At 48.6% G+C, this 13,443-nt stretch carries 11 protein-coding genes; 9 read left to right on the plus strand and 2 right to left on the minus strand.

Translation table 11 applies throughout. From position 1 onward, the window contains the following. Nucleotides 1–27: 27 nt before the first annotated feature. The gene (locus ROJ03_RS01165) at nt 28–1,029 is read right to left on the minus strand and encodes a PstS family phosphate ABC transporter substrate-binding protein (protein WP_313725150.1); all 1,002 of its coding nucleotides are present in this window, start codon (nt 1,027–1,029) and stop codon (nt 28–30) included. A gap of 332 nt (nt 1,030–1,361) precedes the next feature. On the opposite strand from ROJ03_RS01165, the gene ROJ03_RS01170 reads away from it, so the two are divergent. The 9 genes from ROJ03_RS01170 (at nt 1,362) to ROJ03_RS01210 (ending at nt 11,678) form a co-directional block, all read left to right on the plus strand. After that, complete coding sequence (locus ROJ03_RS01170) at nt 1,362–2,522, plus strand: DNA-binding transcriptional regulator (RefSeq protein WP_313725151.1); 1,161 nt, start codon at nt 1,362–1,364, stop codon at nt 2,520–2,522. Nucleotides 2,523–2,833: 311 nt separating this feature from the next. After that, a complete protein-coding gene (locus tag ROJ03_RS01175) occupies nt 2,834–3,943 on the plus strand; it encodes a Gfo/Idh/MocA family oxidoreductase (RefSeq protein WP_313725152.1) in 1,110 nt (369 codons plus the stop codon). A gap of 40 nt (nt 3,944–3,983) precedes the next feature. After that, the gene (locus ROJ03_RS01180) at nt 3,984–5,465 is read left to right on the plus strand and encodes a sugar ABC transporter ATP-binding protein (protein ID WP_313725153.1); all 1,482 of its coding nucleotides are present in this window, start codon (nt 3,984–3,986) and stop codon (nt 5,463–5,465) included. Beyond that, nucleotides 5,462–6,544 carry an ABC transporter permease gene (locus ROJ03_RS01185; RefSeq protein WP_313725154.1) on the plus strand — a complete coding sequence of 361 codons (1,083 nt, stop codon included), beginning with the start codon at nt 5,462–5,464 and terminating at the stop codon, nt 6,542–6,544. The genes ROJ03_RS01180 and ROJ03_RS01185 overlap by 4 nt, the downstream gene beginning before the upstream one ends. Nucleotides 6,545–6,664: 120 nt before the next feature. Beyond that, the gene (locus ROJ03_RS01190; RefSeq protein ID WP_313725155.1) at nt 6,665–7,741 is read left to right on the plus strand and encodes a substrate-binding domain-containing protein; all 1,077 of its coding nucleotides are present in this window, start codon (nt 6,665–6,667) and stop codon (nt 7,739–7,741) included. An 82-nt stretch (nt 7,742–7,823) separates the two neighbouring features. Then, entirely contained in the window at nt 7,824–8,675 is an 852-nt protein-coding gene (locus ROJ03_RS01195) for a sugar phosphate isomerase/epimerase (RefSeq protein ID WP_313725156.1), read from the plus strand. A 353-nt stretch (nt 8,676–9,028) separates the two neighbouring features. Next, nucleotides 9,029–9,820 (plus strand): hypothetical protein, encoded by a 792-nt coding sequence (locus ROJ03_RS01200; RefSeq protein WP_313725157.1) that lies wholly within the window; start codon nt 9,029–9,031, stop codon nt 9,818–9,820. Between the two features lie 160 nt (nt 9,821–9,980). After that, nucleotides 9,981–10,943, plus strand: coding sequence for a macro domain-containing protein (locus tag ROJ03_RS01205; RefSeq protein ID WP_313725158.1), 963 nt, complete (start codon nt 9,981–9,983; stop codon nt 10,941–10,943). A gap of 78 nt (nt 10,944–11,021) precedes the next feature. Further along, nucleotides 11,022–11,678 carry a VWA domain-containing protein gene (locus ROJ03_RS01210; RefSeq protein ID WP_313725159.1) on the plus strand — a complete coding sequence of 219 codons (657 nt, stop codon included), beginning with the start codon at nt 11,022–11,024 and terminating at the stop codon, nt 11,676–11,678. Nucleotides 11,679–11,978: 300 nt separating this feature from the next. Here ROJ03_RS01210 and ROJ03_RS01215 read toward each other — a convergent pair whose 3' ends face one another. Beyond that, nucleotides 11,979–12,614 (minus strand): hypothetical protein, encoded by a 636-nt coding sequence (locus ROJ03_RS01215; protein ID WP_313725160.1) that lies wholly within the window; start codon nt 12,612–12,614, stop codon nt 11,979–11,981. Between the last annotated feature and the right edge of the window lie 829 nt (nt 12,615–13,443).

Here is a 13,443-nt window from a genome sequence, read left to right on the forward strand (position 1 = left end):
CTTCCGAATGGGTGGGGAGCTTTCATCTCAAAGTATTCCATCCATCGCCTCTAGCCAGAGCGCACGGCCTTTCTGCAGTTCTTGTTCGTTTGCAGGGAAGTAGCCGACATGGGTGATCTCTTCGTTGACGTAGGAGAGGTAGAAGTCTATGAAGGCTGCAACCTGTGGCTTGCTGCGCATGATTGAGGCGTCGCTGTAGAGGAAGAGTGGTCGGGCAAGGGGGTAGGTTCCGTTGTCGACATTGGCTGAGGTGGCCTGGATTCCCTCGATATCGAGAATGTTGAGCTCTCCTGCGTTCTCTGCATAGTAGGCATATCCGAAGAAGCCGATGGCATAGGGGCTTCCTTTGATGCCTTGCACAAGGATGTTGTCATCCTCACTGAGCTGCAGGTTGTTGGCTGAGAGCATTGGCTCGGCCTTGGCTGTGAAGATTTCCTCTGCAAAGTAGTCGAAGGTGCCGCTGTCGGTGCCGGGGATGAATCGCTGTATTGCTTCGTTGGGCCATGCAGGGTTCACATCGGACCAGGTGTTGGCTGTACTGAAGAGCTTTGCCAACTCTTGCTTCGTGGCATTCTTGGCAAAGGTGTTCTGCTTGCTTACCACCACTGACAGGGCATCGGTGCCGACGCGGAACTCCAGGGGCTTTCGTCCGATGGCCTGTGCATTTGCGCGTTCCTTCTCCTTGATGGGACGGCTTGCATTGGCTATGTCGGTTTCCCCAGCTACGGTAAACCGTTCAAAGCCTGCACCGGAGCCGATGGAATCGATGGTGATGGCCCCACTGTATCCCTCCTGCTTGAACCTCTCGGCCATTCGCTCCGAGAGAGGGAATACCGTGGAACTTCCTGCTGTGATGATGCTGCCGCTGACCTTGAGGGGGTTTACTTCAGGAAGGCCTCCAACCCCAGGCCCTTCGAGCCAGGCTAGGTTGTTCACAGTGGCTGTGGTTGTATTCTGTTCTGTCTTTCCTCCTGCCACAAGAGGCAAGAGCGTTACCAACATGATGCTGATGACCAAGAGTCTTTTCATTGTTTCCTCCATATTTGAAACGTTGACCAAACCTTACTTCCCATGTGTGAGAAAAGTGTTCAAGGAGGATGAATAGTCTGTTAGTTTGAGGGAGGAGGATACCCGTCATGCTTATACCCATTGCCCTGGGGGTTGGGTGGTCACACTTCAGCCATAGATTCGGTTCCTTTTCCCACAAGATGGTATACTTGCTCTAACCTTTTTTATGACAAGGAATAAAACCTAATGCATAAACCAGCTTTATATTTGGGAGTTCACCATGTATACTTAGTTAACGACTTCACCCTGACTACCATGGTGATGAGGATTCTTTTGGTGATGGAGGTTGTTCGGTGAAGTATGAGAAGAATATTGCGGTCATCGTTGAAACCTCGAATGCCTATGCCCGGGGACTTCTCCACGGTATCCATGAATATGCCCGAGCCCGAAAGGGGTGGACCCTCTACCTGACTGAGCATGGTCGCCATGAGATAGATGAATCTTTTGCTGGAAGTTGGAAGTTCGACGGGGTCATTGCACGAATCGAAACCGATTTGATGGCCCATATCATTAAAGATATGAATGTCCCCACTGTCGATGTCAGTGCTGCACGTAAGATTGAAGGAATCCCTTGGGTGGAAACCGATGATGCCATGATCACAAAGCTTGCTATGGACCACCTGAAGGATTGTGGGCTAAAGAATTTTGCTTTTTTCGGCGACCCTTTTTATAACTGGTCATTGTGGCGGCAACAGAAGTTTGAGGAGTTGATGGCTGTGCCGGTTGGTGTTCCCAACCCGATGGTTTTCAACTTGCCCCAGCGAACCGAGCCAAGGGTCAGATGGTGGACCCAGCGTGAAAGGATCCGGCAGTGGTTGAGCAACCTGCCCAAACCGGTTGGGATCTTTGCATGCTATGATGGATGCGGGCAACAGTTGCTGGAAATCTGCCGGTACTACAATTTCAGGGTTCCCGAGGACATTGCTGTTGTCGGGGTAGATAATGACGAGTTGCTCTGTGACTTGGCAACCCCCAGCATGTCGAGCGTGATGCCCGATGGTGAATTGACGGGTTCCCTTGCAGCAGGATTGCTTGACCGCTTAATGGAGGGGGAGACATTGCAGTCTCAAAAGCTATCGGTAGCCCCGTTGGGCGTTGAGAAACGGGTCTCTACCGATGTGATTGCAGTCAGCGACCCGCTTATTGCCCAAGCCATAAAATTCATCAGGGCAAATGCCCATAAGAATATTCGTGTCGAGGATGTGCTTGCTGACATTCCCATGTCGAGGCGCGTGTTTGAGACAAGGTTCCGAAGTGCATTGGACAGGACACCCCACCAGGAGATCTTGAGGGTGAGGGTCAATGCCGTGAAGGATCTGTTGGCAGAAACGAACCTCTCACTATTCGACATAAGCGAGAGACTGGAAATCCAGCACCCTGAATATCTGAGTGTATTCTTCAAGAAGGAAACGGGGATGACCCCCAAGGAATTCCGCGACCAGTCAAGAAGATAGCAACTCTGGGCAATCTAGCTTCATGACTAAAAATCCTCCAAAATGATGCAGAGTGTTTCTTGTCTGCACGCCATTTCCTCACCTGCCATATCCGGAGAAAGTGGGGTATCTGCCACCACCTCCCGCTTTCCTTGGTGTCCCCGATATCGTGAAGATCGGGCCGGAAGTGAGGAGCAAAGTCTATTCCTTGGGAAAATAATCAATGCTTTTGCTTGAATTTCGGTGAAATTTCTCAAGTTATTAGCGTGAATATTCATTTGCTAATCCTAGAACCAATTTATACTTACTGTAGAATGCAAGCGAGGTGATATATGAAAACAGTAAAAGTTGGTCTAGTAGGTCTAGGATTTGGGTCAGAGTTCATTCCAATCTATCAGGCACATCCGAATGCCGAGATTGTAGCCATATGTCAACGCACAAAGAGCAAACTTGATGAGATTGGTGACCGGTATGGCATCGCTTCGCGCTATACGGAATTCGACCAGATGCTTGCAGACCCGAATATTGATTTCGTCCATATCAATAGCCCTATCCCCAGCCATGCTCCACAAACCATTGCTGCCCTCAAGGCAGGAAAGAATGTCATCTGTACCGTACCTATGGCAACCACCCTTGAGGAGTGCAAGGAAATCGTAAAACTGGTCAGAGAGACCGGCTTGAAGTATATGATGGCAGAGACGGTCGTCTACAGCAGGGAGTATCTCTTCATAAAGGAGATGTATAGCAATGGGGAGCTTGGGAAGATCCAATACCTGGAGGCTTCGCATCCCCAGGATATGGAAGGGTGGCCTGATTATTGGAAGGACATGGTCCCCATGCATTATGCCACACATGTTGTTAGCCCCCTGTTGGCAATGGTGGATGGCCTGGCCGAGTATGTGAGCTGTTTTGGTTCAGGGGCCATCAATGAAGAGTGCGCCAGAAGGTCTGGCAGCAGCTTTGCAGTTGAGTCCTGCCATATCAAGATCAAGGATTCCGATGTTGCAGCCCACCTGTGGAGGTTCCTCTGGGATACTGCCCGCCAGTACCGTGAGAGCATCGATGTCTATGGGTCGAAAAAATCCTTCGAGTGGCAGCTTATCACCGGAGAGAAGCCTGTGCTCCATACGGCAAAGAAACCTGAGCCGGAGATTGCAGAGCGGGTCGAGGTTCCCGACTATGGGTATCTTCTTCCCCAGGAAATCCAGAAGTTTACCCATGGGATAGCTGACAAGGACCATCTCTCCTTTGTGCAAGGTGGTGGCCATGGTGGATCGCACCCCCATCTGGTGCATGAGTTCGTATCGGCACTTTTGGAGAATCGGGACCCCTTCCCCAACGTCGAGCAATCGGCAAACTGGACTTCAGTCGGAATTTGTGCACACATGTCCGCCTTGAAGGGAGGAGAGAGGGTGGATGTTCCGGATTATTCCAAACGATGAAATGTAGTAGCTTTCGATGGTTTGTATAGGAAGAAAGTAGATGAGTGAAATCTTACGGTTGGAAAACATCTCGAAAACTTTCCCCGGCGTCAAAGCCTTACAGGATATTTCCTTTAGTTTGAATCGAGGAGAAGTCCATTGTTTGTGTGGGGAAAATGGTGCAGGCAAGTCTACTCTCATCAAGATACTGTCGGGAGCATACCAACCCGATGAAGGTGGGAAGATCTTTTTTGATGGGAAGGAAGTTGTCCTTACCCCTCATACTGCCATCAAGATGGGGATCCAGACAATTTACCAGGAGCACATAACCTTCAACACCCGCAGTATAGTCGAAAATATTTTTGCTGGTGCTGAAATTACCAAAAGGGGTATCCTGCAGAAGAAGGAGATGTGGAAGCAGACAGAGGCTATCCTCAAATATCTGAAGAGTGACCTCTCTCCCGATGCCAGGGTAAGCGACATCACCAGCGGCGAGAAGAAGATTGTCGAGATTGCCAAGGGCCTGGTGTTCAAGAGCAATGTGATCATCCTCGATGAACCGACTGCGTCATTTTCATCCCAGGAAATTGATACCCTGCTGGAAATCATCAGGACTCTCAAAAATGATGGCATTGGTGTCATCTACATCTCACACCACCTGGAAGAGGTCTTCAAGATTGGGGATGTCGTTTCTGTCCTCAGGGATGGTCGGAAGATAAGCATGTATCCTATCGCAAACCTCACGAAAAACATGCTTATCAAGGATATGGTGGGTCGTGACCCCTCTACCTTCTATGTTCGGGAAAAGGTCCCTGTTGGGGATGTTGTCCTCTCGGTAAGGAACTTGACTGGAAACGGTGTCAGGAATGTCTCCTTTGATTTGCATCAGGGGGAGATCCTGGGGATAGCCGGCATGGCCGGCTCGGGCAGGTCAGAATTGATGAATGTATTGTTCGGCAGCGCAAAGCTGGATTATGGCGAAATTCGGATACGGGGTAGTGTGGTTAAGCACTCCTCACCGAAGGATGCGATACAGAACAAGATGTGTTTCATCACCGAGGACCGGCAGAATACCGGGTTGTTTCTTCCCCAGTCGGTGGCTGAGAATGTAATCGTGGCAAACCTGATCAACACGAAGGGGTTTGTGGTCAAGCCAAGCCAAACACATGCATCCGGGCAGAAGTTCATAGAGTTGCTGAATATCAAGACTCGTGATGCCCAGACTCGGGTAGTGAATCTTTCCGGGGGAAACCAACAGAAGGTGGTTTTGGGCAAATGGTTCAATACTGGTGGAGAAATCTTCATCTTTGATGAACCCTCACATGGAATTGATGTAGGTTCAAAACAGGAGATTTATCAGGTGATGGTCGATTTGCTCAAGAAAGGAATGGCTATTTTGATGGTTTCCTCTGACATGCCTGAGGTCATCTCCATGAGTGACCGGGTGATAGTGCTGAAGAGTGGTGAACAGGTTGGGCAACTTGTCGGTAACGAGATAACAGAAGAGAATATTCTGACCTATTCTATTGGAGATACGGTATGACTACGAAGAAACAGATGAAATCAGGAAATAGAGTGAAGAACCTTTTCTTCAGGAGATTTGAGAATGGTACTGTGCTCCTGATTTTCTTGGGATTTATTGCATTGATCATAGTGCTGCAGCTCATTCTTTTTGGCATCGGTAAGTTCCCGACCTTCATCAGTCCTGTCAATATCATGAACATTCTCCAACAGGTGAGTGTTCCTGGCATCATCGCCGTTGGCATGACGCTGATCATGATCTCCGGTGGAATTGATCTGTCGGTAGGTATGTTGGCCTCCTTGGTTTCCATCATTACTGCTCTGGGGATTTCCAAATGGAACCTTGGGGTTCCCATGGCTATCCTGTTGGGCATCATGTCGGCTGTGGTGCTGGAAACTATCATGGGGTTCATCATCTCAAGAACGAAGGCAGAGCCCTTCATCATCACCCTTGGGGGGATGATAACGTTTCAGGGGATAGCACTGCTGCTTTCCCATTCGCGTGAGGTTGTGATGCAAGGTGAGCTGAACTTCCTTACCAGGAACCTCATCGAAGGGACGAAGGATCCTGTAACAGGACTTGATCTGCGCCTGCCGCCCTATGTCCTGATCTTCTTTGTCATCGCCCTCATAGGAGGCCTGATGCTCTCCTACACCAAGTATGGGCGACGGATATATTCCATTGGCACGAACCCCTATGCTGCCTACCTTGCGGGTATCAATGTCAAGAACATGAGGCTCTCCGTCTATATGATCCAGGGTTTGCTGACAGGGATAGGGGCTGTGCTGCTTCTGGCCCGTATCAACACGGGAATCATCACCCTCGGTGAGAATCTGGAGATTGATACCATTGCCATGGTTGTCATTGGAGGTACCGCCCTCAGTGGTGGAAAGGGCAATATTGTTGGGACCTTGATCGGTATTTTCTTCCTGGGATCGATCGGCAATGCCATGAACCTTCTCCGCCTTCCCTCGGAAGTACAGTTTCTGGCAAAGGGCTTGGTGATAATCATATCTGTTTCGGCTGGTGATATCTCCTTGAAGATTACTGAGTTCAGGAAAAAGAGGAGAGAACTCCAGCAAATGGCTAGCAAGACGTGAGGAGCATGCAATTTTGAGAAGGAGGTGGAAAGGGCATCGTTTACGTGAAGTGTTTGTAGTGAATATGGAGCATATACTGTGCTTTCCATGCAAAATGACGGATTTCGAAAAGGAGAAAGTATGAAAAAGGTATTAGTGATTCTTTTGGTTCTTTTGACTCTGAGTGGAATGGTCTTTGCCAAAGGCGTAAAAGAAGACCAAAAGGTAATCGGTTATTACATGGATGCGTCAGACGACTTTTATAAAGCCGGATTTGATGTGTTCAAAACATTGGCAACCAGGGAAGGTTGGAAGGTTTTGGATGTTGTTGGACAGGGTACCGCTCCTGAGCAGATGGCAGCTGTCGAGAACTTCATTACCCAGGGTGTAGATGCCCTCGTAGTGGTTCAGAACTCGCCGGAAACCACCTCACAGACGTTGAAGCTTGCCAAGGCTGCAGGGATTCCTGAATTCCACCTTACCCACAATCCCCCAAATGAACCAGGTCTTGCAGGGTTTGCTGGGTATGACTGGGTGTTGATCGGCGAGATGGCCGGAAAATCGGCAATGGAGCACAATGTCAAGAAACTTATCATGATCGAGGGAAAACTTGGTCAAGGTACTGCTTCCGGACAGACTGAGGGTTTTTTGAAATCCTATCAGGAAGCGGGAAAAGACATCGGGAACCTGTTCAACAATGTTGGCGTCAAGGGTGCCGGTGGCAAGGACCTGCAGGTTGTGTTCTGGGGATCAGGTGGTTGGTTTGCTGACCCTGCAAAGAAAGTTATGCAGGATGCTATAACAAGTCTGGGACCCAATGGGTTTGATGGTGCATATGTGCACAATGACGAGATGATGGCCGGCGCTATCCAGGCAATGCTTGAAGCTGGTCTTGATCCTAGCAAATATTGGCTCGGCTCTAGTAACGGTAAGGAGAAATCATGGAAATGGGTAACAGATGGAACCGTAACCATGGATGTCAACGAGACTGCAACGCTCGAGGCTGACATTGCTTACCAGCAGATCAAGGCTTACTTTGCAGGAGAGCCGTACAAGAAGGCTGTCTACGTATATGTAACTCCCTATGAGAAGCGCAATATCGATGTGAATTCCTTGGTTCCCTTCTTCCATGATGACTACATGAAGAAGAGAGATTCCAATGCCTTCATCTTTGATATCAAGAATCCTATTTTCCAGGAAAACCCTTCCTATAAATAGATTCGATGCCATTGAGAGAACATGAACTTCTGGGCTGGGACACGAATGCATGTGTCCCAGTCCCTTGACTATGGAGGACTGTATGAGAATTGGAATCAATACGTGGGTTTGGGTTTCCCCCTTTAGGAGTGAGAACTTCAACCTTCTGCCAAAAGTGAAAGAGATGGGATATGATGTGATCGAGATCGCATTGGATGATGCATCGATAATCGATGCACGGCTACTGAAGAAAATGCTTGATGACAATGGCCTGGAAGCAACCGTTTGCGGGGCCTTTGGGCCTTCTCGTGATATTTCGCATGAAGATCCAGCCATACGGAAGATTGGAAAGGATTACATCCTTGAAGGAATCCGATTCGCAGAGAAAATCGGGAGCAACCTGTTTTCGGGTCCTGTCTATTCCTCAGTTGGAAAAACGAGGATGATATCTGAGGACCAGAAGAAGCGAGAGTGGCAATGGTGTGTCGAGAACCTTCGTGACATCTCCAAAACAGCTCAGGCTAGTGGCATTACCATTGGTGTCGAACCTCTGAACCGGTTCGAAAGTGATATGATCAACCTAGTGGACCAGGCGGTTACCTTGATTCACGATGTAAATAGCCCTGTGTACAAGATCCATATCGATACATTCCATGGGAACATTGAGGAAAAGAGCATTCCTGCAACAATCCGCAAACTGGGAAAGGGCATGCTTGGCCATTTCCATGCCTGTGAGAATGACCGGGGTACCCCGGGAACAGGGCATCAGGATTGGGCTGGGATCAGCTCTGCCTTGAAGGATATTGAGTACAACGGGGTGGTTGTCATTGAGTCCTTCACCCCAGGTGCTGTAGAGATTGCCAAGGCAGCTTCGATCTGGAGGCCTCTTGCCCCATCCCAGGATGAGCTTGCACGTGAAGGTGCCAAGTTCCTGCGAAAGACTTTCTGCAACTGACACGATACGAGATTCCTTGATAGGCCCTGTACCTTTGCTGGACAGGGCCTTTCTTGTGTTTGGGTGGTGTTATTTAGAGTTAGGTGTCCAAGTAACTGCTGAGAAGGTGATTAAAAGAAAGAAGTCTTGAGAATTGTGAGAAGGGGATGAGAGGTTTTTCTTGAAGAAAGGATAAAAAGAATAGAGTGTATTACTATTTGCTAATTATTCTTGACCGTTTTAAGAAAAGTATAATCTCAACTAAGCTGAGTCTTGGGCTCAATTATCAGTCTGATGTAGCTATTTGATTGTAAGAAGGGTTGTCTTGATTATAACCCTTCACCATTCCCCCTTTCTATGCCACTATCATCCCTATGATAGACACCCTTATCTCCTGGCTCTGCACCACTGAAGGTGTTGATGCCTTGGTCCTCTCAGGTTCCCGTACCGGCTTGGTAGTCGATGCCATGTCCGACTATGACCTGTATGTCTACGGGGAAAAACCTCTTGGCTTGGAAGTTCGTCGCGAGATGGCAGCTCTCTTTGCTTCAAGCTCAGAAGTAGGCAACAGCTTCTTCGATGAAGGCGATGAGCTCTTCCTCAGGGATGGGACAGCTGTGGACATCATGTACCGTAGCCTCCAATGGGCAGAAGAGCAGGTTTCCTGGGTCTGGCAGCACCATCATGCCTCTGTTGGCTACAGCACCGCCTTCATCCACAACCTGAAGAGTTCCACGATTCTCTGTGACCACACAGGAAGATTTGCCCAACTCAAGAAGCTGTTGGATACTCCTTATCCCAAGGAGTTGGCCAAAGCCATCCTTAGGAAGAACTACCCTTTGCTTCGCACCAAGCTGATGGCCTCCTACTATGAACAGATCGAGCATGCGATCATTCGCAATGACCTGGTTAGCCAGGCCCATCGGACTGCAGCATTGCTTGCAAGCTACTTTGACATTCTCTTTGCCATCAATGGCCAGACACATCCTGGGGAGAAGAAGCTTGTGGCATGGGCCAGGAAAACCTGCCCCATCCTACCAGAAGGCCTTGAAACCTCCATTGAGCAGGTAGTGGCTCATATCGGGCAGAAGGACCTGCTGTTGTATCTCGATTCCCTGCTCAATGGTCTTGATGCCCTTCTGAAACGAGAAGGGTGGAATCAGTAGAGCCCTTCCATCCTGAGAATAGTTGGCAAAAATAGGTCAGTACGTACCAGCTTGGCTGGTCTGGAAACGCTTCTTTCTTGCTGTAGGCCTCGTTGCCAACAGAAGCTTTCATGCCCTCCTTCCTTCATTCCATGATAGAATGGTGGTGAGGAGAAAGCCGATGCCATTCTTGCTGACCCAAGGTGATATTACCAAGCGCAGGGTTGATGCCATCGTCAATGCAGCCAACAGGGAGCTGCTACAAGGCGGTGGTGTATGTAACTCCATCTTTACGGCTGCTGGTGCTGTAGCGTTGCAAGAGGCGTGCAACCGCCTCTCTCCTGTAGCCACAGGAGATGTGGCCATTACCCCTGGGTTTTCCCTTCCTGCAAAGTTTGTGATCCACGCAGTGGGGCCTGTCTGGCAGGGAGGAGGCCAAGGGGAGGATGACCTTCTCTATTCCTGTTATGCCAAAGCCCTTCACCTGGCGCAGGAGAAGGGCCTTGCATCCATCGCCTTCCCCCTGATCTCCTCCGGCATCTGTGGCTATCCCAAGCAGAGGGCCTATGCCATAGCCATCAAGGCCATCCTTGAGTTCCTCAAGCACCATGAGTTGACGGTATACCTGGTCCTTTTCCATGAAAGCTTTGTCAGGGATAGGGAAGGACAGGACCCCAAACTGGAAACATACCTTGCAGAACAGCAACCTATCGCCTCCGATTCCTTGGATCCCTTTGGTGGGGAAGTGCTGTATTGCTGTAAGGTCGCCCCAAGCAAGCACCTGGAAGAGGTCATACAGAATGCCCAGGAATCCTTCTCCCGCAAGCTGTTTCACCTCATAGAGGAGAAGAAACTCGATGAGGTGGAGGTCTACAAAGGGGCCAACATCGACCGAAAGCACTTTTCCAAGATCCGAAGCGATGATTCCTACCAACCAAAGAAGAAGACCGTCCTGGCCTTTGCCATCTCGCTGCACCTCAATCGTGGTGAGACGAAGGACCTTCTGGAGCGGGCTGGCTTTTCCTTGAGCCAGAGCTACGTCTTTGACATCATCATCGACTATTACATCACTAATAAACGCTATGACATCCACGAGATCAACCAGGTGCTGTTCTCCTATAATCAGCCCCTGCTTGGCTCGTAAATGTCGCTTTGTAGGTGACCTTCTACAGTCAGGTTCTTCCTATACTGCCTACACCTTACAAAGAAAGGAGTAGGCAGTATGGAAACAAAAGATACAGAACTGGTATTCATCCTTGACAGAAGCGGATCGATGGTAGGCCTTGAGAGCGACACCATTGGAGGATTCAACTCCCTCCTGAAAGCCCAGAAGAAGGAAGAGGGGGTAGCCAGGGTCACCACCGTGTTGTTCGACCATCGCTATACGATGCTGCATGACAGGGTCCCTATCAGGGAAGTGAAACCCCTGACGGAAAAGGAGTATGAGGTGGGAGGAACGACAGCTCTTCTTGATGCTGTCGGGCGCACGATCGATGCCTTTTCTTATGACAGAATCGCCAAGGAACAGAAAGAGGTCCCCTCAGTCCTGTTTGTCATCATCACCGATGGTCAGGAGAACTCAAGCAGCGACTACACCCTGGCTCAGATCCGCACTCGCATTGAGGAGTGCAAGGAAAGCCGTGGTTGGGAGTTCATCTTCCTGGGGGCCAACATCGATGCCTTCCAGGCAGCCTCTTCCATGGGCATCGCCCATAACCGCACAGCTTCTTACCTTGCCGATTCTATTGGGGTAACGGTCAACTTCAAGGCCTTGGAAAACTCTGTAAGTTCCATGAGAAGCGGCAAGGGCATTGATGACAACTGGAAGGATGCAGTAGAGAAGGATTTTGCAGGAAGAAGAAAAAGATCGACCCCATAAATTGCATGTAGCTTTTCCTATTGGAGCTTATGCTCAAATTTTTGGCTTACCGATGGAATAGCCAATGTACATATTTGGGATACAGCAAGAGTGATTGTGCTACCTCCAGTCCTTGTAGGGCCTTGGAATTGTAACGATGGCAGAAAGCCTTACATGATAGTTCTTGGTATGGGATAGAGGTGTTGGCTCGCCAACCATGGTGTAGCGTCAACAAAAGAGACCCCACGCCCTCGGAGAAATCCAATAGGTGTGTGGTCTCTTTTTTGTGTTTTGTTACACCATGAGCATACATTGGTGATTCTAGAAACCTAGAGCAACTCCGATCTTGGCAGTAGCTGTATAGCCTTTGACTTCAAACTCTTTATCATAGTCCACACTTCCGTTGGTGGCCTTAGCCGTAGTGGTAAGCGGGAATGCAACGCCGATACCTCCCACAAGAGCCAGAGAATCTGACAGATGAAACACAAGATTAGCCGATGTCAGGAGACTGAGAGTATCAAGGGAAGTCACAACGTCAGTGCCGAAAACGTCATAGGTATGGATTATACGTTCATACAGGAGTCCTGCCCCAAGTTCAAATGCGATCATTTCTGTCATGTTGAGCCTGAATGTTCCAGTAACACCAGCATTCATGGTTAACGGATAGTCTGATACATCTTGGTCACTTGAACCTCTTTTATCTTCTATCGTCTTGGCAGAACCAGCTTGGAATCCAATTCCGATGGAAGAATCGCCCGGATAGATGGTACCTACGATGTTCACACCGCTAAGGGTGGCAGTATGTTCCTGTTCTGGTGTTGTTACCCCTAAGATGGTAAACGTTGAGGTCTCTTTCACAGAGGAGCCAGTGGCCTGTAGGCCTATCCAGCTTTGAGAAGCGAATAGGGCCCCGGTTGCAAGGAGGATGATCATTACAGTAAGCAATGTCTTTTTCATAATTTTTCTTCTTTATTTTCAGTATTTTTCCAGTAGGAGGACAAGCGCAAAAACAAGATCCACTTGCAGTAGACATAAAAATAATTTCTTGTATTGCAACCCTATCAGGGTGTTTTGAAACTGACTGCGCTTAAAGCTGCTACTCTAGACATGCCAGTGCTGGTAATCCCTCAGAGGTATTTTCCCTCTGTCTTACAAAAATGTGACCGCCAATTTTTTGGTTTTGGATACAGAAGTTGTACGCTTGTGTATTCATTCAAAGGCACTCACCTACGAGCCATGTAGTGATCAGGAATCATACGGGCAGTTTTCCTTTGTAGAAAGTGAATGCTTGTGTGTTTGACTATGCTTTTGCTATCCAAAGGCTCAGATGTATGGTTGCAACCATGGTGCCTTTTTACACTACTTTCTTCGGTATTCCCAAAATTGGTTGTAGAAGTTTCGCTGATCTCTGTCGTCAACCATACAGAGTCTTTCTGGGAACTAACCAGCATCTGACTGTTAATTATTTCCCACAATTAACCTTATGCGTTTAGTTGGTTACTTGTCAATACACGTGTAAGGAAATGAAAGAGCGAGAAATGAAACGATGAGCCAGATTGGTTGAACCTATATGCTGTTTCCATGCTAACAAATCTGACGATACATACAAACAGAATGCAACAAGGAATCCATCTTCCCAGCAGGGGATGCATAGGTGAGGTGGAAATGGCTGGTAGTTTTCAGGATACAAAATCCTATGCCTATCATACGGTTTGTGTTGGAACGCGAATTTTAATTAAAATCTACTAATAATATTTTAAGTTTCTCATGTTTCCAGTGTTAACAT

Source organism: Sphaerochaeta sp. PS (assembly GCF_032144095.1).
Lineage (GTDB): Bacteria > Spirochaetota > Spirochaetia > Sphaerochaetales > Sphaerochaetaceae > Sphaerochaeta.

Excerpts from the sequence above, each read along its gene's own strand:
- ROJ03_RS01165 (WP_313725150.1), bottom strand. The coding sequence starts at position 1,029 with ATGAAAAGACTCTTGGTCATCAGCATCATGTTGGTAACGCTCTTGCCT.
- ROJ03_RS01175 (WP_313725152.1), top strand. The coding sequence starts at position 2,834 with ATGAAAACAGTAAAAGTTGGTCTAGTAGGTCTAGGATTTGGGTCAGAG.
- ROJ03_RS01180 (WP_313725153.1), top strand. The coding sequence starts at position 3,984 with ATGAGTGAAATCTTACGGTTGGAAAACATCTCGAAAACTTTCCCCGGC.
- ROJ03_RS01185 (WP_313725154.1), top strand. The coding sequence starts at position 5,462 with ATGACTACGAAGAAACAGATGAAATCAGGAAATAGAGTGAAGAACCTT.
- ROJ03_RS01190 (WP_313725155.1), top strand. The coding sequence starts at position 6,665 with ATGAAAAAGGTATTAGTGATTCTTTTGGTTCTTTTGACTCTGAGTGGA.
- ROJ03_RS01195 (WP_313725156.1), top strand. The coding sequence starts at position 7,824 with ATGAGAATTGGAATCAATACGTGGGTTTGGGTTTCCCCCTTTAGGAGT.
- ROJ03_RS01200 (WP_313725157.1), top strand. The coding sequence starts at position 9,029 with ATGATAGACACCCTTATCTCCTGGCTCTGCACCACTGAAGGTGTTGAT.
- ROJ03_RS01205 (WP_313725158.1), top strand. The coding sequence starts at position 9,981 with ATGCCATTCTTGCTGACCCAAGGTGATATTACCAAGCGCAGGGTTGAT.
- ROJ03_RS01210 (WP_313725159.1), top strand. The coding sequence starts at position 11,022 with ATGGAAACAAAAGATACAGAACTGGTATTCATCCTTGACAGAAGCGGA.
- ROJ03_RS01215 (WP_313725160.1), bottom strand. The coding sequence starts at position 12,614 with ATGAAAAAGACATTGCTTACTGTAATGATCATCCTCCTTGCAACCGGG.